We start from the raw sequence: 19045 nt of genomic DNA, 5'->3' as shown, positions 1-19045 counted from the left end.
GCCATGATGCCAGTCCTGGAGATCACCGACCTGACCAAGCGCTACGGCGACCTCCTCGCCGTCGACCACATGAGCTTCGCCGTCGAGGAGGGCGAGACCTACGGACTCCTCGGCCCCAACGGCGCGGGCAAGACCACGACGATCTCGATGGTCGTGGGCGTCCTCGACCGCGACGGCGGCGAGGTGCTGATCGACGGTCTGCGGCACGACGTGACGTCCGTGAAGACCAAGGCACTGATCGGGTACGTGCCGCAGGAGCTGGCCCTGTACCCGGACCTGACGGCCAGGGAGAACCTGCGCTTCTTCGGGCACCTGTACGGCCTGACCGCCCGCCCCGCGAGAATGCGGATCACGGAGGTGCTCGAGCTCGTCGAGCTGCACGAGCGCGCGGACGAGGCCGTAACGAAGTACTCCGGCGGCATGATGCGCCGGCTCAACATCGCCATCGGGCTGCTCAACCGGCCACGCCTGCTGGTGCTGGACGAGCCCACCGCCGGCGTCGACCCGCACAGCCGCAACGCGATCCTGGAGAGCGTCCAGCGCCTGGCGGCCGAGGGCGTGGCCACCCTCTACACGACGCACTACATGGAGGAGGCCGAACGGCTGTGCGACCGGGTGGGCATCGTGGACGCCGGCCACATGCTGGCCGAGGGGACGCGCCGGGAACTGGTCGGCCTGCTGGACGAGCACGACCGGGTCATCCTGCGGGTCGCGGACGGAGCGGCGCGAGCCGTACCCACTCTGCGGGACCTTCCGGGGGTGTTGAAGGCGGGCGGCGAGGACGGCGACCTGGAGCTGATCGTGAACGAGGCGCGCAGCCTGTTACCCGCGATCATCGGCGCGCTGGGCGAGGCGGGGGTGGAGGTGCGGTCGGTCGAGGTGCGCGAGCCGGACCTCGAATCGGTCTTCCTGCACATCACCGGCAAAGCACTGCGGGATTGAGGAGCCGACCGATGCCTCCCGTCATGGCCATCCTCCTCAAGGATCTCCGGCAGCGCTCACGTGACAGCACGCTCCTGCTCTTCGGCGTCCTCCTGCCGCTCGGCCTGGCCTTCCTGTTCAGTCTGATGCTCGGCGGCGGCGACGGCAGCCGCTTCAACGCCCGGTACGCGGTCGCCGACCTCGACCGCGGCCCCGACGCCACGGCCTTCGTCGGGCAGGTGCTCGAACCCCTGGAGCGGCGCGGCACCGTCAGCCTCCAGCGGGTCTCCTCCGTCCAGGACGGTGCCCGCCTGCTGGAGCGGAAGGAGGCCGACGCGGTGTTCGTGATCCCAGCCGGTTTCTCCTCGGCCACCACGCCGGAGGTGATCGGCGGCGCGCACGCCCCGATCGCCGTACAGGTCGCCAGGGAGATGGCTCAGGCCTTCGCGATGGAACGGCAGTCGATCCGGCTGGCCGTGCTCGCCGCCTCACGCGGCCTGCCGGTGGACGAGGAACGGGACAGCCGCCTCGCCCGACGCGCGCAGGAGGTGGCCGCGCCCCTGACGCTGGTCTCCGACACCTCCGCGACCCGTCGCCAGCTCGACACGGCCACCTACCACGCCGCCGGGATGGCGATCTTCTTCCAGTTCTTCGTCGCCATGTTCGTCATGGCCGCCGTCTTCGAGGAGCGGCGCTCGCGGGTGCTGGCCCGGGTCCTCGCCGCTCCGGTCCCCCGGGCCGCGGTCCTGGGCGGCAAGGCGCTATGCGGGATTCTCATCGGCCTGATGAGCATGGCCGTGGTCGTGGCCGCCTCCACCTGGCTGATGGGCGCCCGATGGGGGCCGCCGCTCGGTGTCGTGGCCCTCGTCATCGCCGGCGTGCTGGCCGTGACCGGCATCGCGGCGGCGGTCGCCGGCTTCTCCAACACCTCCGAACAGGCCGCCAACCGGATATCCGTGGTCGCCATGGTTCTCGGTGTCTTCGGCGGCGCCCTGTTCCCGATCCCCCAGCTCGGCGTGCTGGAGGTGGCGAGCCATCTCACGCCGCACCGGTGGTTTCTGACCGGTCTGGCCGACCTGGCAGCCGGTCTGTCGCCCGGCGCGCTGCTGACGCCGGTCCTCGTCCTGCTCGCCATCGCCGCCGCCACCGGCGGGCTCGCCCTGACCCGTGTCGGCGGGATGACCCGCACGTGACTCACCCCCCAGGGCTGAAGCCCGGGTCTCCAGCAAAGGACATCCGATGAAACCGCTCGCCATCGCGCTTCTCAACGTGCGCCGGCTCTTCCGGGACCGGAGCAACATCTTCTTCGTGATCATCACTCCGTTCGTGATGATCTTCCTGATGGGACTGTTGTTCGGCGGCGGCCGTCAACTGCACGTCGGGGTCGCCGGCGGCACGACGCCGCTCGCCGACCGGCTGGCCACCTCCCTCGGCTCGCCGAGCATCCAGGTCGCCCGGTTCGGCAGCGAGGAACGCCTGCTCGCCGACGTCGAACGCGGCCGGCTGCACGGCGGACTGGTGATCCCCGCCGGGTACGAGGCCACGCTCCGCGCCGGCGGCCGGGCGGAAGTCAGATACGTGAGCCGCCCCGGTGACCCCGCGGCCGCGGACCTGGGCAGCCGGGTGCGGTGGGCGGTCTCACGGGAAGCCGCCGTGCTGAAGGCGGCCCAGTTCGGCGCCGCGGAAGGCGGCACGGCAGGCAGAGCGGACGCAGGAGCGGACGCCGGAGCCGCCTCCGCCTTCGACGAGAGCCTGCGCCTGGCCTCGGGCAACGCCGGGGTGGACGTGAAGGTGGTCACCGTCGGGCGGAGCGAGATCCCACCCGGGTTCGGCCAGTTCGCCTTCTCCGCGCCGCCTCTGCTGCTGCTCTACACCTTCCTGACGGCGTTGACCGCCTCGATCGGGCTGGTCCAGACCCGTCGGCTCGGCATCTCCCGCAGGATGTACGCCTCGCCGACGCCCGCCAGGACCATCGTCGCGGGAGAGGCGGCCGGGCGGCTGGCCATCGCCCTCCTCCAGAGCCTGCTGATCATGCTGGGCTCGGCCGTGCTGTTCGGGGTCGACTGGGGCGATCCGCTCGGCGCCGCCGCGATGGTGATCCTGTTCGCACTGGTGGGAGGAGGCGCGGCGACGCTCCTGGGAGCGCTGGTCGGCAACGAGGGCGTGGCGATCTCCGTGTCGGTGATCCTGGGGCTCGGTCTCGGCGCGCTCGGCGGCACCATGGTGCCGCTCGACTCCTTCGAGGGCACCCTGCGGACGATCGCCCACCTCACCCCGCACGCCTGGGGCTACGACGGCTTCGCCGAGCTGGTGCGGCACGACGCCGACCTGCCCGGCATCTCGTCCCAGCTCGGTGTCCTGGCCGGCTACGCGGCGGTGCTCTTCGCGCTCGGCAGCTGGTGCCTGCGCCGCGCGCTGGTCCGCTGACCCGCCCTACACGTTGAACCGGAACTCGACCACGTCGCCGTCGCGCATGACGTAGTCCTTGCCCTCGATGCGCGCCTTGCCCGCCGAACGCGCGGCGGCGATCGAACCGGCCTCGACCAGGTCGTCGAACGAGACCACCTCGGCCTTGATGAAACCGCGCTGGAAGTCGGTGTGGATCACACCGGCCGCCTCGGGGGCGGTGGCTCCCTTGCGGATCGTCCAGGCCCTGGTCTCCTTGGGGCCGGCCGTCAGGTAGGTCTGCAGACCGAGCGTCTCGAAGCCGACCCTGGCGAGCTGCGACAGGCCCGACTCGTCCTGGCCCACCGACTGCAGCAACTCCAGCGCCTCCTCCTCGTCGAGCTCGACCAACTCGGACTCGATCTTGGCGTCGAGGAAGACCGCCTCAGCCGGGGCGACCAGGGTAGACAGCTGCTCGCGCAGCGCCGTGTCGATCAGCTCGTCGGCGTCGAGGTTGAAGACGTAGAGGAACGGCTTGGCCGTCAGCAGGTGGAGCTCGCGCAGCTCCTCGCGGTCGAGCAGACCGCTCTCGAAGATGGTCTTGCCGGTCTCCAGGACCTTCAGAGCCTCTTCGGCGGCCTCCAGCGCGGCCTTCTTGTCCTTGTTGTTGCGCGCCTCCTTCTGCAGGCGCGGAACGGCCTTCTCGACCGTCTGCAGGTCGGCCATGATCAACTCGGTGTTGATCGTCTCGATGTCGCGCTTGGGGGAGATCTCGCCGTCGACGTGCGTCACGTCGGGGTCGCCGAAGACCCGGATCACCTGGCAGATCGCGTCGGTGTCGCGGATGTTGGCGAGGAACTGGTTGCCCCGCCCCTGCCCCTCGGAGGCGCCCTTGACCAGGCCCGCGATGTCGACGAACTCCACCTTGGCAGGCAGGACCTTGGCCGAGCCGAAGATCCCGGCCAGCACCGGCAGCCGATCATCGGGAACGCCCACGATGCCCACGTTGGGCTCGATGGTGGCGAACGGGTAGTTGGCGGCGAGCGCGTTGCCGGTCTTGGTCAACGCGTTGAAGAGCGTCGACTTGCCGACGTTGGGCAGGCCGACGATGCCGATCGAGAGGCTCATGCCTCCTCCTTAACCGGCCGCACGCGCCCTGGGCTGCAGTGTTGGATGGTTGCCTCGCTACGCTCGCTCACGTGCAGCGAGTTTACTTGCTGCGCAGACGCAGGCAGGTCACCGGCCGGTAGGCCCCCCGGCTCTCCAGGTAGTGGTCGGCCCCCTTCGGACAGCGCGCGGGAGCCGCTTCGAAGGACCTCACCTGGGCCCACGCCCGGCCGGACGAGCAGGCCACGCGAGTGATCGCCGACCTGGTCACCACGTCGCGGGCGGGCCGGGACACGCACATGCCGCGCTCCAGCACCCGGCCGCCGCCGCCGAGACAGATCACGCCGTCCGCGGTCAACGTGTCGAGGGTGGCCGCGGGGCAACCGGCCGCCTCGCGGGTGACCGCGATGGCCCTGCCGTACCAGCCGGGTCGTGAACACGGCCGCTCGCGGCCGTCGAGCGCGACGCAGTCGCCGGCCCTGAGCACCCCGCCGCCACCGCCCGGGACGCCCGCGTGCGGAGCACGGAAGTCACGCACGCAGGCCGTACGGGCGTCGCCGATGCGGACGACGTCATCGGTGTCGTCGGGACACTGACCGAGGCCCGGCGGGTCGGCGGCCACGGCCACCACCTCGGACTGACCGCTGTCGCACCCTGTCAGGTCATATCTGTCGCCGGACCTGCGCACACAGGCGCCCGGGGACCACCGCAGCGGCTGGGCGGACACCACCCTCATCGACGGCTCCGGCGAGCCGGTGCGGGCGCCGCCTCCGGTCAGCGCCAACGCCGCGGCCACCACCCCGGACACGATGGCGATGGTCGCGAGGAGTGCCACCACCATGCGGATCCCCGTAATCATAGGGATACTGTGCGTGACGATGGGGGGCCGCGCAAGCGTGTCTGGCGGATCCGAGCCCGATGTCCTGCAATCATCGATGGAGTGGACGCCGTCTCGCTTCTCCTCGGACTCGTCGCCGGGTTCGCCATCGGGTTCCTGGTGGCCCGCACTCGCGCGGCGGTCCGGGTGGCCGAGGCCGACGCGCGGGCCAAGGCATCGGCCGACAAGCTCGTCTACGTCGAGGAGCAGCTGACCGAGCGCTTCCAGGCCCTGTCGGCGCGCGCGCTCGACGTCAACAACCTCCGCTTCCTGGAGCTGGCCGAGACCAGGCTCAACGCCAGCCGCGTGGAGGCGACCGGCGACCTCGACCAGCGCAGGCAGGCCGTCGAGCACCTGGTCGAGCCGCTGAAGGACGCGCTCGCCCGGGTCGAGGCGCAGCTGCGCGACACCGAGTCCGGCCAGCGGGCGGCCCGCGCCGAGCTGGCCAAGCAGATGGAGTTCGTCCGGCAGAGCAACGTGGAGCTGCGCTCCCAGACCACGGCGCTGGTGCGCGCGCTGCAACGGCCCGAGGCGCGCGGCCGGTGGGGGGAGCTGCAGCTGCGCCGGGTGGCCGAGATCGCCGGGATGCAGCGCCACTGCGACTTCGACGAGCAGGTCACCGAGGGCGCGATGCGGCCCGACATGGTGGTGCGGCTGGCCGGCGGCAAGAACATCGTGGTCGACTCCAAGGTGTCGCTGGCCGCCTACCTGGAGGCCGCCGAGGCGTCCGACGAGTCACTGGCCACCGTCCGCCTCGACGCGCACGCCCGGCACGTACGCGAGCACGTCGACCGGCTGGCCGCCAAGACCTACTGGCAGGCGTTCAATCCGTCACCCGAGTTCGTGGTGCTGTTCATCCCCGGCGAGGCGTTCCTGGCGCCGGCGCTGGAGCGCGATCCCGGTCTGCTGGAGTACGCGATGACCAGGCGGGTGCACATCGCCACCCCGACCACACTGATCACGATGCTGCGCACCGCGCACTACGCCTGGCAGCAGGCCGCGCTCAGCGAGAACGCCCGCGCGGTGTTCGAGCTGGGCAAGGAGCTGTACGAACGGCTGTCGTCACTGGGTAGGAATGTAGAGTCGCTGGGCAAGTCGCTCACCCGGGCGGTCGAGGCGTACAACAAGACTGTGGGATCGCTCGAAAGCCGCGTCCTGGTCAGTGCGCGCAAACTTCACGATCTGGGAGTTGTCGACGGTGAGCTCGACTCCCCCGAGATGCTCGAAGACCTGCCCAGGCCGCTGGCCTCGCCCGAACTGCTCGAAACCTCGTCTCTCATTTCGCACGTGAACGGTAAGTTGGCCCACGGGTCGCAGTAAGGGGGGCGGGGCCAGTGAGTGAGAAAGGCCGGCGTTCAGCGGTGAAGCTGACCGCCCGCGGCGCCATCGCGCTCGCCCTGATCGCCACTCTGGCGGGCTATGTGCTGGCCGCCCTGGTCGATCTGCCGATCGTCACCGGGGTGGCGTTCGTGCTGGCGAGCCTGCTCGGGGTGCTGCTGGTCAACCCGCGCGAGCTGCTGTCGCTGGTCGTCACGCCGCCGCTGGTGTTCTTCGCGGCGACGTTCTTCGTCGAGCTCGGCCGGGCGCTCGTCTCGATCTCGATCGCGCAGTCACTCGCGCTCGGCCTGTACAGCTCGCTGTCGAACGGCGCCCCCTGGTTGTTCGCGGGCTCGGCCGTCGTGCTCGGCGTGGCCTGGCGGCGCGGCCTGCGCGACAACGTACGCGAGCTGCGTGACGAGCTCCGCGCGGGCGCTGAGGTGCCGCGCCCGCGCCAGCCGTTCGTGCCCGAGCCCGAGGGCTACTTCGAGCCCAAGGTCTACGGGACGCCGCGCGGCGAGGACTAGGAGGCCCGGAGGTCCTTGCGCAGCTCGTGGGGCAGCGCGAACCTCATGCTCTCCTTCACCGACTCGACCTGCTCGACGTCGGCGAAGCCGTGGCCGGCCAGCCGGGCGAGCACCTCGTCGACCAGCTCCTCGGGCACCGAGGCGCCGCTGGTGACGCCGACCGTGGTGACGCCGTCGAGCCACTCGTCCTTGATGAACGTGGCGTTGTCGACCAGGTAGGCGGCGTCGGCGCCGTACTCCTTGGCCACCTCGACCAGCCGCTTGGAGTTGGAGGAGTTGTCCGAGCCGACCACGATGACCAGCTCGGACCGCGCCGCGATCTCCTTGACCGCGACCTGGCGGTTCTGGGTGGCGTAGCAGATGTCGTCGCTGGGCGGGTCGATCAGCGTGGGGAAACGCTCCTTGAGCCGGGCGACCGTCTCGACCGTCTCGTCGACCGACAGCGTGGTCTGCGACAGCCAGACCAGCTTGGACGGGTCCTTGACCTGAACCTTGCCGACCGATTCGAGGCCGTCGACCAGCTGGATGTGGTCGGGCGCCTCACCCGAGGTGCCCTCGACCTCCTCGTGACCCTCGTGGCCGATCAGCAGGATGTCGTAGTCCTGGCCGGCGAACCTCTTCGCCTCGTTGTGCACCTTGGTCACCAGCGGGCAGGTAGCGTCGATGGTGCGCAACCCGCGCTGCTTCGCCTCGCCGTGCACGGCGGGCGAGACTCCGTGGGCGGAGAAGACGACGATCTCGCCCTCGGGCACCTCCTCGGTCTCCTCGACGAAGATGGCGCCCTTGGCCTCGAGTGTCTTGACCACGTGGGTGTTGTGCACGATCTGCTTGCGCACGTAGATCGGCGCACCGTACTGCTCCAGAGCCTTCTCGACCGCTACCACGGCTCGATCGACTCCGGCGCAGTAGCCGCGCGGCTTGGCAACAAGGACACGGCGGGAAGTGCGGGACTGGGGCTCCATACTTCTTATGCTACGTGGAGCGGCCGACAGGCCCGCGCGTGCACGCTTGCCCGCCGTTTGCCAGACTGGCCGTCCAATACTGACCTCCCAGGGAGATGTCATGTCCCTTAGCGACGTGATACGCAACATCACCAAGTCCGTCACCGACAAGGAGAAGGCGAAAGAGCTTCCGCTCCTCGTCGTCCAGTCCACGCTGAGCGCCGCCGGTCAGGCACTGCTCCTGGTCGACCGGATGAAGAGCTCGCTCAAGGGCCTGGCCGGCAAGGGCGAGAAGGAGGAGTCGCACGACTCCCGCCCCTCCGCCGCCGACCAGGTGGCGGCGCCCGCGCCGGTCGAGGAGACCAAGCCCGCGCGCAGGGAGCCGGTCATCTTCGCGCCGCGCCCCTCGGCGGAGCCGGCCGCCGCCAACGGGTCCGCCAAGACCACGCCCGAGCCGGTCATCTTCGCGCCCGCCAAGCCCGCCAAGGGCGAGCCTGCCAAGTCCGCCAAGGGCGAGCCTGCCGCGCCCGCCGGCGAGTCCAAGGCCGCGTCCGCCGCGCCCGCGGAGCAGGCCAAGGCCGCCAAGACCGAGCCCGCCGCGGCCACGACCACCGAGCCGCCGGCCGGTGCTGAGCCGGCCGCCGCCACGGCGGAGCCCGCCGTCGCGGCCGAGCCGCCCGCCGGTGCCGAGCCCGTCAAGCCGAAGCCGACGGCCGTGACGCCCGCCACCGAAGCCACCACTGAGCCGGTGGCCGAGACGGCCGCCAGCACGGGCGCCAAGCCCGTGGCCGAGCCGAAGGCGGCTACGAAGTCCAGGGCTGCCGCCAAGCCGAAGGCCGCCACCAAGCCCAAGACCGCGGCCAAGCCCAAGACCGCCGCGAAGGGCGAGGACGCCGCCAAGACGGCGGGTGCCGGAAAGGCCGCAACCGCCGCGAAGACCGAGGACGAGGCCAAGGCGGTGGCGGAGCCGGCGAAGGCTGCCGCCGGAGGCGCCGGGCCGGCCGAGCCGCTGCCGGGCTACTCGGGCCTCACCGTGGCGTCGCTGCGGGCCAGGATGCGCGGCAAGTCGGCCGAGCAGATGACCGAGCTGCTGGCGTACGAGCAGGCGACGGCCGCGCGGCCCGAGGTCATCCGGATGTTCGAGAACCGGCTGACCAAGCTGCGCGCCGGGGAATAGTCGGTCCGGCACCGTAGTCTTCCGGCATGACCTCGAAGACGTCGCCCGAGTCTCCGCTGCCGATCCGCACCGTCCTGCAGATGGTGGGCGGCTGGATCGGCAAGCTGGGCACGGTCTGGGTCGAGGGGCAGATCACCGACCTGACGGCGCGCGGCGGCACGGTGTTCCTGACGCTGCGCGATCCGGTGGCCAACGTGTCGGCCCGGGTCACCGCACCGCGCGGCGTCTACGAGGCGGCCCTGCCGCGTCCCGCCGACGGCGCCAGGGTCGTGGTGCACGTCAAGCCCGATTTCTGGATCAACAAGGGCTCGTTCGCCTTCACCGCGCTGGAGATCCGCCCTGTCGGCGTCGGCGAGCTGCTGGCCCGCCTGGAGCGGCTGCGCCGGCTGCTGGCCGCCGAGGGGCTGTTCAACACCGATCGCAAGCGGCGGCTGCCGTTCCTGCCGGGCACGGTCGGGCTGATCTGCGGGCGTGACTCGGCGGCGGAGCGCGACGTGCTGGAGAACTCCCGGCGCCGCTGGCCCGCCGTGCGCTTCAAGGTCGAGGAAGTGGCCGTCCAGGGGCCCTACGCCGTGGGCGAGGTCACCGAGGCGCTGCGCAAGCTCGACGCCGACTCGTCGATCGACGTGATCGTCATCGCCCGTGGCGGCGGCTCGCTGGAGGATCTGCTGCCGTTCTCGGACGAGACGCTGGTCCGCGCGGTGGCCGCCTGCCGCACTCCCGTGGTGAGCGCGATCGGTCACGAGCAGGACGGTCCGCTGCTCGACCTGGTGGCCGACGTGCGCGCGTCCACCCCGACCGACGCCGCCAAGAAGGTCGTGCCCGACGTGGGCGAGCAGCTGACCCTGGTGCGCCAGCTCCGCGACCGGGGCCGCAGGGTCGTCGGCGGCTGGCTCGACCGGGAGACCTCGTGGCTCACGTCGGTCCGCTCCCGCCCCTCCCTCGCCGATCCCGTACGCGAGCTCGAACGCCGGGCCGAGCAGGCCGAGGCCCTCCGCGACCGGGCGAGACGCTCGCTCGCCGGCTCTCTCGACCGGGCCGAGGACTCCCTGTCCCACCTGCGCGCCCGTCTCGTCGCCCTGTCGCCGGCCGCGACGCTCGAACGCGGCTACGCCATCGTCCAGCACCCGTCCGGTGACGTCGTACGCCTGGCCAAGGACGTCTCACCTGGCGCCCTGCTGACGATCCGGCTCACCGACGACCGCCTGACGGTCCGCGCGGAGGCACCGGGCGGCGACGACACCCCCGCCGCCAAGCCGCGCAAACCGCGCAAGAAGCCCGCCGACCCGGCCTGAGGGGTCTCAGCCGCGCCGGCGCGAGGTGGGCGGACCGCCGGTCACCGAGAGGGCCAGGTCGTCGAGTGCCGACTTGATGGCCTCGACGGACATGCCCCGTTCGTCACGCTGATAGCGGATCAGATAGGCGTTGACCGAGGCGAGCAGCGCGTCGGCCAGGAAGCGGGCGTCGGCGCCGGGACGGGCCTGGGCGAGCAGGCCGGCCAGGTGGGTGTGATGCACCTTGTACGGCCCGCCGAAGCGCGCCTTCGGCGACCCCAGCTCCACCAGCAGGAACAGGTCCTCCTGGTCCATCACCCGGTCGACGACGGCGCTCAGGAAGGCGCGGATGCGTTCGGCGGGCGGGGCTCCGGGGCCGATCGGTGGCGGCCCGCTCAGGAACGCCTGCTGGAAGCGGTGTTCCCGCTCGTCGATGAGCGCCCACACCAGCCCCGCCCGGTCACCGAAGCGGCGGTAGACGGTGCCGACGCCGACGCCCGCCTCTTTCGCCACCTCGTCGAGGGACAGCTGGTCGGCGCCGTGTTCGGCGATCATGCGGGAGGCGACCTCGATGATCTTCTGGCGGTTGCGCGCGGCGTCGGCACGTTCGGGTGGGGGCTGTCCGATCATCGGCAGCGGTCGGCGTCCGCACACGCGTGAGAGCTTATCGGTTGTAACCGGAAAAGCCTCCGGATAGGCTTCCCTGAAATAAGCGGAGAACCCTCCGATTCAATGGGAGCCTGCATGCCGAACGACTTCAACCAGCAGATCATCGACGAGTTCCGCGCCAACGAGGGCCGGGTCGGCGGGGCGTTCGAGGGCTCGTCCCTGGTCCTGCTCACGACCAGGGGAGCCAGGACCGGCCGGCCGGCCACCACCCCGGTCATGTATCTGCGCGACGGTGACAGGGTCGTGGTCATCGCCTCCAACGCCGGAGCCGACAACCACCCGGCGTGGTATCACAACCTGCGGGCCAACCCGAGGGTCACGGCCGAGATCGGCACTGAGACGTTCGAGGCCGAGGCGGTCGTGATCGACGGCGAGGAACGCGACCGGCTCTACGCCCGGATGGTCGAGATCGCGCCCGGCTTCGCGGACTACGAGGCCAAGACCACCCGGCGCATCCCCGTGGTCGCCCTGGAGCGCCAGAACGCCTGAGCGGGAGCGTACGACCGCCTGAGCCTGGACTCCCAGCCGCCCGAGCCCCGGCGCGTAGAACCGGCCCCCGAAGGTCTGGCGCGCGGGACCGCCACAGGAGAAGGCCTGAACCGGCTCAGGGGGCCAGAAACGGGCTCCACAAGCGGCCCGGAACAGCTCAGAAGGGAGCGTCGTCGTCTCGGGAGGCGGTCGGGTCGGACCGGCGGGCCATGGCGGCGGCGAGCTTGACTCTGGCGCCCTGGAGCCATTCCTCGCAGATGGCGGCCAGCTTCTCGCCGCGCTCCCACAGCTCGATCGACTGCTCCAGGGTGAGGCCGCCCGTCTCCAGGCGGCGCACGACCTCGGTCAGCTCCTCGCGGGCCTGCTCGTATGAGGGTGCCTTCTCGTCTGCCACAGGCACCACCTTAGGGTCGGCGGCCGACAATCGCGGTCAGCCGCGGGGACGTTGCTGGAGGGAGGCGGCCAGCTCGGCCAGCTCGGGCCAGTCGGCCGTGCCCGTGACCACCAGCGTGACCTCCGGCAGCATGCGGACCAGCGAGCGTTGGTCCTTGTCCTCGCGCAGGCGCCGCTCCCACGTCTGGCCGGCGACCTGCTCGGTGCCCACCACGCGCTCGGAGTTGGCCATCCGGCTGGCGAAGGCGGCCGCCGGCTTCTCGTCGCTCTGCACGAACATGGCGTGCTCGCGCTTGGCCGTGGCGTAGCCGAGCGAGAGGACCTGCGCGTTGTTCTCGCCCTTGGCGATGCGGTTGCTGTTGGGCACCCAGCCGGCCGGGTCCTTGGCGGGAGCCCACACGCCGTAGGGGACGCTGTGGCCGAAGTTGGCGACGGTGATCGAGTATTCGCGCCGAGGGATGTGCTCCTCACGGCTCTGCGGCGCGATCAGCAGGAACAGCCCCGCTGCCGCGAGACATACGAACACTGCTACCGCGTAGCCGTAGAAACCCTCGGTGAACCGTCGCACATCTGGTGAGGTTACCCGCTGGTGGGGCCGCTTGCCGAAGCGGCCGGACGGATCTGTCCGATGATGGCGAGCACCTCCTCGGCCAGCCCTCTGTCACCCGAGGCCACGACCTCGGAGACGGCGGTGGCCAGCGCTCCCGTGATGACCACGACCAGCGCGGCCTCGTCGTCGTCGAACAGTGCGGCGTTGCGCTGCGCCCAGGTGCGCAGCCGGTCGCGCATGACGACCTCGAAGCCGGGCGGGCCGTCACCGCGCATGAACAGGGCGGCGAGCTCGCGCTCCTCCAGACAGCCGTCGAGGTAGGCGCGGGCGGCGCCGACGAAGACCCGCATCGGGTCGTTCTCGCCCGCGGCCCTGGTCTCGCGGGCGGCCTTCTTCGTCCGCTGGGACTGCCTGGCCTGGAACTCCTCGAACAGCGTCTGGTAGAGGTCGGCCTTGCCGGAGAAATGGTGGTAGAGGCTACCGACGCTCGCCTCGGCCCGGCCCACCACATCGGTCACCCCGGCCTCGGCGAAGCCCTTGGAGATGAAGACCTCCCGGGCGGCCTTGAGTAGCGCGCCGCGCGTGGCCGCACCGCGCTCGGAGATGCGTGGTGTGACCGGCTGTTCCACATCGCTGCTCATGGCAGGCACATTATCCTCCGCTGACCGGGGATACAGGGACAACTACCATCGAGACAGTTGCCCACAAGGAGGTCCCTTCATCATGTCCGATCAGACGTCCGTCCCTCCCGCGTTGGCCACGGGCGAGCACGCCCCTGATCGAAACCTCGCCCTTGAGCTCGTCCGCGTCACCGAGGCCGCCGCGATGGCCGCCGCACGGTGGGTGGGCAGGGGTGACAAGAACGGCGCCGACGGAGCCGCGGTCAACGCGATGCGCCAGTTGATCAACACCGTCTCGATGAACGGGGTGGTGGTCATCGGCGAGGGTGAGAAGGACCATGCCCCGATGCTGTTCAACGGCGAGCAGGTCGGCGACGGCAGCGGCCCCGACTGCGACGTGGCCGTCGACCCGATCGACGGCACCCGGCTGACCGCGCTGGGCATGCCCGACGCGGTGTCGGTGATCGCGGTGAGCGAGCGCGGGTCGATGTACGACCCGTCAGCCGTGTTCTACATGGAGAAGCTGGTCACCGGCCCGCAGGCGGCGGACGTGGTCGACATCGACGCGCCCGTGTCCGCCAACATCAACGCGGTCGCCAGGGCCAAGGGCTGCTCGGCCTCCGACGTCACCGTGATCGTGCTCGACCGTCCCCGGCACGAGCAGTTGGTCAAGGAGATCAGGGCGACCGGGGCGCGGATCAAGTTCATCGTCGACGGTGACGTGGCGGGCGCGATCACGGCGGCGCGCGACGGCACCGGCATCGACCTGATGCTGGGCATCGGCGGCACCCCGGAGGGCATCGTGGCCGCGTGCGCGCTCAAGTGCCTGGGCGGCGTCATCCAGGGCAAGCTGTGGCCGCGCGACGAGGCCGAACGCCGCAAGGCGCTCGACGCCGGGCACGACCTCAACCAGGTGCTCACCACGAACGACCTGGTCAGGTCCGACGACGTGTTCTTCGCGGCGACGGGCATCACCCAGGGCGAGCTCATGCAGGGCGTACGGTTCAGCGGCGGGGTCGCGCGGACCAGTTCGCTGGTGATGCGCGGGCGTTCGGGGACGATCCGCAAGGTCGAAAGCGAGCACCAGCTGTGGAAGCTGCGGGCCTACAGCGCGATCAACTTCGACTCCGCCGGCTGAGCGGCTGAGGGCAGGACGGCCGCGGGCCGATCGCGGGCGGAACGGCATGAGGGCAGGACGGCCGCGGGCCGGTCGCGGAGGGGCCGGTCAGCGGCGGCGCTTGCGGCGGGGCGGTTCCTTGACCTTGACGTCACCCGCGAAGTTGTTGGTGCGCACCTCGACCACGGGCGCTCCGGGCTCGGTGGGCTGCTTGGTCAGCCGCACGGTCTTGCCCTTGGCGACGCGGACGACCTCGAGGTCGGCCGGCACCTGGATCTCCAGGCCGCCGAAGACCAGCGTGGCGTTGATCACGATGCGGTGGTTCTGCAGGATCGCGTCACGCAGGTCGAGCTTGGTGGTGCCGAACATGGCCGTGACGTCGAGCTCGGCGGGCACCACCCACCGGCCGCCCCGCTCCTGCTGCTTGAAGATCGCCGACACCGGTCGGCCGTCGAGGTTGAGCGGCTGCTGCTCGGCGGGGAGCAGGTCGACGGTGACTCCGGCGAGCTCGCCGAGGGTGCGGGCGGAGTAGACGGTGCCGAGCCGTTCCTCGAGCTCCTCCAGGGTGATGCGGCCGTCGGCGTGGGCGTCCTGCAGCACCTGCGCGATGCGCTCGCGGTCGTAGTCGGAGGCGCGCAGCTCGTGCGGCTGCGGCCCCGCCTGCTTGGGCGTGGATCGACGCGCGGTGACCCACTCCTCGGCCAGTCGCTCTCCGACTTCCTGCAGGCGTGGGAGCCAAGACCCCGGGCGTTCGTTCACACTTCCGACGATATCCGGCAGGCGGGATGTTCGCTCAGGTCTGTTGGACCGTGTCATCCGATTCGTCGGCACCAGCGGCCGAACCGCGGAATCCGCCGGGCCATTCGCCCGTTGACCGGACAGGACCGGTGGTTCCGGGCACTCTTCCGGCCCGTGTGAAGACCCGTGTGAAGACCGGTGTGAAGACCGGCCCGCGCGAGCGCGGAGACCGGCCGCAGGGAGGACTCTCCCGGCCCGTACGGAGAGGGGTGGTCGTGCGGCAGGCGGCACGGTGGGGACTCGGCGCGGTGGGAGCCGGTGTGGTGGTGATCGCCGGTCTCGACCTGGTCAGCCTCGGGGAGATCAATCCGCTGCGGCGGACCATCAGCGAGCACGGCCTCGGCGCGCAGGGGTGGATCTTCGGTTTCGCGGTCGCGTCGCTGGCGGGCGGTTCCGCGGCCATCGGCGTCGCGCTGGCCCGGGTCCGGCTGGCCGGGATCTTCGGCACGTTCGCGCTGATGGCGTGGAGCGCCGGGCTGCTGGTGACGGCCTGGTTTCCCAAGCACGACTGGTCGGTCGGCCCGAGCCTGAGCGGCAGCATCCACCGGGCGGGCAGTCTGGTGGCGTTCCTCGGCCTGCCGCTGGCGGCTCTGGTCATCGCCCGGCCCTGGCGGCACACCGAGGGGCGCGGGCACGCGCGGTTCGCCTTCGGCTTCGGTCTGCTGTCGGTGCTCTGGGTGCTGGGCATCGGCGCGACGGTGCTGGTGGGGACGCGCGCCGGCCTGTCCTGGTGGCAGGTCATGCCGCTCGGCCTGGTCGAACGCGGTCTCGCGGCGACCGAGGTGGCCGCCGTGGTCGCCCTCGGCGTGTGGGGCGCCCGGCACCGGCCGGCGCCTGCTGGCGGAGGCGCCGGTGAAGCGAATAACCTGACCGCGCCTCACGTTTGATTCCCCCCATCTGGAGGCCTCCGTGCCGACCCCGCGTGATCGCCAGGCCCGCATCGCCACGTTCGTCGCCTACGCCGTACAGGGGCTGTCGTTCGCGACACTGCTCACCCAGGTCGCGAACCTGCAGAACAAGCACCACCTCAGCGAAGGGTCCCTGACCCTGCTGCTGCTCATCGTCCCCGTCTTCGCCGGGATCGGCAGCGTGGCCGCGGGCGCGTTCGCCTCACACAAGGGCAGTAAACCGCTGCTGCGCGCCGCGCAGCCGGCGGTGGCGTCCGGCGTGGTGCTCGCCGGGCTCGCGCCCGACGTCGTGCTGCTCGTGCTCGCGCTGTTGCTCTTCGGGCTGGCGGTCGGCGCCGTCGACGCGGGCATCAACATGCAGGGCGTGGCGGTCGAGCGGAGGTACGGGCGGGCCGTGCTGAACGGCTTCCACTGCGTGTGGAGCGTCTTCAGCCTGGCCGGCGCGCTGTGGGCGTCCGCCGCGGCCTCGCTCGACCTGACCGTGATCATGAGCGCGCCGATGCTGCTGGCGGTGGCGGGCTCGGTCTACGCCGGGCCGCGGCTCTGCACGATCCAGGAGGAGAAAGTCGAGTCCATGCAGGCCGTCGCCGGCCGGTTCCCGTGGAAGCCGATCATCCCGCTCTGCCTGGCGATGGGCTTCCTGTACGTCGGCGACGCCGCGGTCTCCAACTTCAGCACCGTCTTCATGCAGGACGTCCTGCGCGCGGGCGCGAGCGTGGTGCCGCTCGGCTACGCCGCCTACCAGGCCACCACACTGGCCGTACGGCTCGGCGGCGACCTCGCGGTGCGGAGGTACGGCCCGGCCGCCATCGTCAGGATCGGCGGGGCCATCGCGACCCTCGGGTTCCTCGGCATCGTCTTCGCGCCCAGCCAGCCGCTGGCCATCGTGGCGTTCGGGCTCACCGGTGTCGGGCTGTCGGTGGTGGCTCCGCAGTCGTTCTCGGCGGCGGGCAGGCTCGACCCGGCGGGCACCGGGGTGGCGATCGCCCGGGTCAACCTGTTCAACTACGTCGGCTTCATTGTCGGCGCGGCGCTCGTCGGCGGCATCGCGGACGCCGCGGACATGCGGGTGGCGTTCGCCGCGCCGCTCGTGCTGGCAGCCGCGATCATCGCACTGGCCAGGGGTTTCGAGCCGGCGGTCAAGGCCCGAGCATAGCCACGGCGGTGTCCACGGCCGCCGCCACGTCGTGGTCGGGCGGGTAGAGCAGCGCCCGGCCGACCACGAGCCCCCGCACGCCGGGCAGCCGCAGCGCCTTGCGCCACGAGGCGTACGCCAGGTCGGGAGTGTCCCCGGGGTCACCGCCGAGCAGCAGGGTGGGCAGCGTGGTGGCCTGCATGATCTGCTGCATGCCGTCGACGACGGGGATCTTCAGCCAGGTGTGGGCCGAGGTCGCGCCGAGGCCCTGGGCCACGTTGATCGCCCGGATCACGCCCTCGGGGGACAGGTCGTGGCCCGCTCTGCCGGACCAGAACGGCTCGATCATCGCGACCAGCCCGCTCTCGGCCAGCTCGGTGATCGCCCGGCCGCACGCCTGCAGCGTCGGGGCGGTGCCGGGCTCGTCGAGGGCGATGCGGCAGAGCATCTTGCCGCCGTCGAGCCGCATCCGCCTGATCGTGCCGGTGTCGTACGCGGTGAACCGGTCGTCGAACTCGAAGACCGCTCCCTGGAGGCCGCCCCGGTTCATCGAGCCGATGACGACGCGGTCATGGAGCGCGCCGAGCAGCAGCAGATCCTCGACGATGTCGGGGGTGGCCAGCAGCCCGTCGACGCCGGGGCGGGACAGCGCGACGGTGAGCCGTTGGAGCAGCTCGACGCGGCTGCCCATGGCCAGCGGGCGGCCTCCCACGGCGAGGGCGCCCCGGGCCGGGTGGTCGGCGGCGATGATCAGTAGCTGGTCGCGCGCGCCGAAGAGCGGCCTGCGCCGCCGGGCCGCGGCCGCCTCGGCGACGCGCTCCGGGAACCTCGCCCTGGTCTCGCGTAGCTCCCGGTAGTCAGCCAACCCTGGGCACCTCGTTCTCGTCGGTCGTACGGACCTCGTGCAGCCGGGCGGGACGGCCCTCGCGGCGGGACAGCTCGGCGGTCTCGGCGATGTAGAGCGCCTCCAGGGCGTCCTCGATCGAGCACAGGCTGCGGTCGCTGCGCAGAAAGCCGTCGATCTCGTCGGTGTAGGCCTGGCGGAAGCGGCTGACGAAGTCGGGCCAGGGCGCCCCGGACGGCTGCAGCCCCTCGGCCGAGCGCAGCGGGACGTGCGGGTCGAGCCCGGCGACCTGGGTGCCCTTGGTGCCCGCCACCTCCATGCGCACGTCGTAGCCGGCGCCGTTGTAGCGGGAGCCCTGCAGCGTGACCAGCGTGCCGTCGTCGAGCGTGAGGACGGCGGCGCTGTTGTCCACGTCGCCGGCCTCGTCGAAGAAGGCGGCGCCCCGGTTGGAGCCGGTCGCGTAGACGGAGACGACCTCGCGGCCGGTCACCCAGCGCAGGATGTCGAAGTCGTGGATGTGGCAGTCGCGGTAGATGCCGCCGGAGAGCCGGATGTACTCGGGCGGCGGAGGCGCCGGATCTGCGGTGATCATGTGTATCCGCTGCAACTCCCCCAGCTCGCCGTCGCGGAGCGCGCGGGCCAGCGCGGCGTACCCGGCGTCGAACCTGCGCTGGAAGCCGATCTGCACCCGGTTGCCCCGGGCCGCCTCCAGCACCTCCCGTGTTCGCTCGACGTCACCGGCCACCGGCTTCTCGCAGAAGGCCGGGATGCCCCTGCGGCAGGCTTCGATCAGCAGCTCGGCGTGCGTGCCGGTCGGGGTGGCGATGACCACGGCGTCGGCGTCGAACGGATCACCCGGCCGGCCGTACGGGGACGTGCGGACGGGATCGGCCACGATCAGCTCGTCCACCAGCGGATGCGCGGCCAGGGTGGCCGCGTGGAACGCGCCGATCCGGCCCAGGCCCAGCAGTCCCACACGCATGACGCCTCCAAGGG

At 71.3% G+C, this 19045-nt stretch carries 21 protein-coding genes; 11 read left to right on the top strand and 10 right to left on the bottom strand.

The annotated features are described in order from the left end of the window. Positions 1-3: 3 nt before the first annotated feature. Genes IEY82_RS12210 through IEY82_RS12200 form a run of 3 tightly spaced genes read left to right on the top strand, consistent with a single transcriptional unit; the run spans position 4 to position 3348 of the window. Positions 4-942, top strand: coding sequence for an ABC transporter ATP-binding protein (locus IEY82_RS12210; protein WP_308015975.1), 939 nt, complete (start codon positions 4-6; stop codon positions 940-942). An 11-nt stretch (positions 943-953) separates the two neighbouring features. Next, positions 954-2114 (top strand): ABC transporter permease, encoded by a 1161-nt coding sequence (locus IEY82_RS12205; RefSeq protein WP_189124175.1) that lies wholly within the window; start codon positions 954-956, stop codon positions 2112-2114. 46 nt (positions 2115-2160) lie between these two features. After that, the gene (locus IEY82_RS12200) at positions 2161-3348 is read left to right on the top strand and encodes an ABC transporter permease (protein WP_189124174.1); all 1188 of its coding nucleotides are present in this window, start codon (positions 2161-2163) and stop codon (positions 3346-3348) included. Between the two features lie 6 nt (positions 3349-3354). Here the strand turns inward: IEY82_RS12200 and ychF are convergent, their stop codons facing one another. Further along, entirely contained in the window at positions 3355-4434 is a 1080-nt protein-coding gene (gene ychF, locus IEY82_RS12195; RefSeq protein ID WP_189124173.1) for a redox-regulated ATPase YchF, read from the bottom strand. 82 nt (positions 4435-4516) lie between these two features. Next, positions 4517-5272, bottom strand: coding sequence for a hypothetical protein (locus tag IEY82_RS12190; protein ID WP_189124172.1), 756 nt, complete (start codon positions 5270-5272; stop codon positions 4517-4519). An 81-nt stretch (positions 5273-5353) separates the two neighbouring features. On the opposite strand from IEY82_RS12190, the gene IEY82_RS12185 reads away from it, so the two are divergent. Continuing rightward, the gene (locus IEY82_RS12185; RefSeq protein ID WP_189124171.1) at positions 5354-6610 is read left to right on the top strand and encodes a DNA recombination protein RmuC; all 1257 of its coding nucleotides are present in this window, start codon (positions 5354-5356) and stop codon (positions 6608-6610) included. A gap of 41 nt (positions 6611-6651) precedes the next feature. Next, positions 6652-7134 (top strand): DUF6542 domain-containing protein, encoded by a 483-nt coding sequence (locus tag IEY82_RS12180; RefSeq protein WP_225263035.1) that lies wholly within the window; start codon positions 6652-6654, stop codon positions 7132-7134. Here IEY82_RS12180 and IEY82_RS12175 read toward each other — a convergent pair. Further along, entirely contained in the window at positions 7131-8096 is a 966-nt protein-coding gene (locus IEY82_RS12175; RefSeq protein WP_189124169.1) for a 4-hydroxy-3-methylbut-2-enyl diphosphate reductase, read from the bottom strand. The two genes, IEY82_RS12180 and IEY82_RS12175, sit on opposite strands and share 4 nt — an antisense overlap. Positions 8097-8196: 100 nt before the next feature. Here IEY82_RS12175 and IEY82_RS12170 point away from each other — a divergent pair, with 100 nt between their 5' ends. Both IEY82_RS12170 and xseA read left to right on the top strand, forming a co-directional pair. After that, positions 8197-9252 (top strand): DUF8129 domain-containing protein, encoded by a 1056-nt coding sequence (locus IEY82_RS12170; protein ID WP_189124168.1) that lies wholly within the window; start codon positions 8197-8199, stop codon positions 9250-9252. A 26-nt stretch (positions 9253-9278) separates the two neighbouring features. Beyond that, positions 9279-10547, top strand: coding sequence for an exodeoxyribonuclease VII large subunit (gene xseA / locus IEY82_RS12165; protein WP_225263037.1), 1269 nt, complete (start codon positions 9279-9281; stop codon positions 10545-10547). Positions 10548-10553: 6 nt separating this feature from the next. Here xseA and IEY82_RS12160 read toward each other — a convergent pair whose 3' ends face one another. Next, complete coding sequence (locus tag IEY82_RS12160; RefSeq protein WP_225263039.1) at positions 10554-11180, bottom strand: TetR/AcrR family transcriptional regulator; 627 nt, start codon at positions 11178-11180, stop codon at positions 10554-10556. Positions 11181-11270: 90 nt separating this feature from the next. Between IEY82_RS12160 and IEY82_RS12155 the strand changes: the two genes are divergently transcribed. Continuing rightward, entirely contained in the window at positions 11271-11684 is a 414-nt protein-coding gene (locus tag IEY82_RS12155; RefSeq protein WP_189124167.1) for a nitroreductase family deazaflavin-dependent oxidoreductase, read from the top strand. 157 nt (positions 11685-11841) lie between these two features. Here the strand turns inward: IEY82_RS12155 and IEY82_RS12150 are convergent, their stop codons facing one another. Genes IEY82_RS12150 through IEY82_RS12140 form a run of 3 tightly spaced genes read right to left on the bottom strand, consistent with a single transcriptional unit; the run spans position 11842 to position 13268 of the window. After that, positions 11842-12078, bottom strand: coding sequence for an exodeoxyribonuclease VII small subunit (locus tag IEY82_RS12150; protein WP_189124166.1), 237 nt, complete (start codon positions 12076-12078; stop codon positions 11842-11844). A gap of 36 nt (positions 12079-12114) precedes the next feature. Beyond that, positions 12115-12645, bottom strand: coding sequence for a DUF4245 domain-containing protein (locus IEY82_RS12145; RefSeq protein WP_189124165.1), 531 nt, complete (start codon positions 12643-12645; stop codon positions 12115-12117). Between the two features lie 11 nt (positions 12646-12656). After that, positions 12657-13268, bottom strand: a complete 612-nt coding sequence (locus tag IEY82_RS12140) for a TetR/AcrR family transcriptional regulator (protein ID WP_189124164.1) — start codon at positions 13266-13268, stop codon at positions 12657-12659. An 82-nt stretch (positions 13269-13350) separates the two neighbouring features. Here IEY82_RS12140 and glpX point away from each other — a divergent pair, with 82 nt between their 5' ends. Next, positions 13351-14385 carry a class II fructose-bisphosphatase gene (glpX, locus tag IEY82_RS12135; RefSeq protein ID WP_189124163.1) on the top strand — a complete coding sequence of 345 codons (1035 nt, stop codon included), beginning with the start codon at positions 13351-13353 and terminating at the stop codon, positions 14383-14385. 87 nt (positions 14386-14472) lie between these two features. On the opposite strand, the gene IEY82_RS12130 is transcribed toward glpX, so the two are convergent. Continuing rightward, complete coding sequence (locus IEY82_RS12130; protein ID WP_189124162.1) at positions 14473-15123, bottom strand: DUF1707 SHOCT-like domain-containing protein; 651 nt, start codon at positions 15121-15123, stop codon at positions 14473-14475. Positions 15124-15278: 155 nt separating this feature from the next. Here IEY82_RS12130 and IEY82_RS12125 point away from each other — a divergent pair, with 155 nt between their 5' ends. After that, a complete protein-coding gene (locus IEY82_RS12125; protein WP_194518789.1) occupies positions 15279-16049 on the top strand; it encodes a DUF998 domain-containing protein in 771 nt (256 codons plus the stop codon). 22 nt (positions 16050-16071) lie between these two features. Further along, complete coding sequence (locus tag IEY82_RS12120) at positions 16072-17226, top strand: MFS transporter (protein ID WP_189124160.1); 1155 nt, start codon at positions 16072-16074, stop codon at positions 17224-17226. Here IEY82_RS12120 and IEY82_RS12115 read toward each other — a convergent pair. Together IEY82_RS12115 and IEY82_RS12110 are read right to left on the bottom strand one after the other, a co-directional pair. Next, a complete protein-coding gene (locus IEY82_RS12115) occupies positions 17210-18070 on the bottom strand; it encodes a Cgl0159 family (beta/alpha)8-fold protein (RefSeq protein ID WP_189124159.1) in 861 nt (286 codons plus the stop codon). The genes IEY82_RS12120 and IEY82_RS12115 overlap by 17 nt on opposite strands. After that, positions 18063-19031: a Gfo/Idh/MocA family protein gene (locus tag IEY82_RS12110; RefSeq protein ID WP_189124158.1), complete on the bottom strand. Its 969-nt coding sequence runs from the start codon at positions 19029-19031 to the stop codon at positions 18063-18065. Before IEY82_RS12110 ends, IEY82_RS12115 begins: the two co-directional genes overlap by 8 nt. Positions 19032-19045 lie beyond the last annotated feature (14 nt).

This window comes from Nonomuraea cavernae (assembly GCF_014646355.1).
Lineage (GTDB): Bacteria > Actinomycetota > Actinomycetes > Streptosporangiales > Streptosporangiaceae > Nonomuraea > Nonomuraea cavernae.
Note: the sequence above shows the minus strand (reverse complement) of the source record. Positions and strands in the feature narration are given on the sequence as shown.

What these genes read in the sequence shown, in the direction of transcription:
- IEY82_RS12210 (WP_308015975.1), top strand. Translation starts at nt 4, where the DNA reads ATGATGCCAGTCCTGGAGATCACCGACCTGACCAAGCGCTACGGCGAC.
- IEY82_RS12205 (WP_189124175.1), top strand. Translation starts at nt 954, where the DNA reads ATGCCTCCCGTCATGGCCATCCTCCTCAAGGATCTCCGGCAGCGCTCA.
- IEY82_RS12200 (WP_189124174.1), top strand. Translation starts at nt 2,161, where the DNA reads ATGAAACCGCTCGCCATCGCGCTTCTCAACGTGCGCCGGCTCTTCCGG.
- ychF (WP_189124173.1), bottom strand. Translation starts at nt 4,434, where the DNA reads ATGAGCCTCTCGATCGGCATCGTCGGCCTGCCCAACGTCGGCAAGTCG.
- IEY82_RS12190 (WP_189124172.1), bottom strand. Translation starts at nt 5,272, where the DNA reads ATGATTACGGGGATCCGCATGGTGGTGGCACTCCTCGCGACCATCGCC.
- IEY82_RS12175 (WP_189124169.1), bottom strand. Translation starts at nt 8,096, where the DNA reads ATGGAGCCCCAGTCCCGCACTTCCCGCCGTGTCCTTGTTGCCAAGCCG.
- IEY82_RS12170 (WP_189124168.1), top strand. Translation starts at nt 8,197, where the DNA reads ATGTCCCTTAGCGACGTGATACGCAACATCACCAAGTCCGTCACCGAC.
- xseA (WP_225263037.1), top strand. Translation starts at nt 9,279, where the DNA reads ATGACCTCGAAGACGTCGCCCGAGTCTCCGCTGCCGATCCGCACCGTC.
- IEY82_RS12155 (WP_189124167.1), top strand. Translation starts at nt 11,271, where the DNA reads ATGCCGAACGACTTCAACCAGCAGATCATCGACGAGTTCCGCGCCAAC.
- IEY82_RS12140 (WP_189124164.1), bottom strand. Translation starts at nt 13,268, where the DNA reads ATGAGCAGCGATGTGGAACAGCCGGTCACACCACGCATCTCCGAGCGC.
- glpX (WP_189124163.1), top strand. Translation starts at nt 13,351, where the DNA reads ATGTCCGATCAGACGTCCGTCCCTCCCGCGTTGGCCACGGGCGAGCAC.
- IEY82_RS12110 (WP_189124158.1), bottom strand. Translation starts at nt 19,031, where the DNA reads ATGCGTGTGGGACTGCTGGGCCTGGGCCGGATCGGCGCGTTCCACGCG.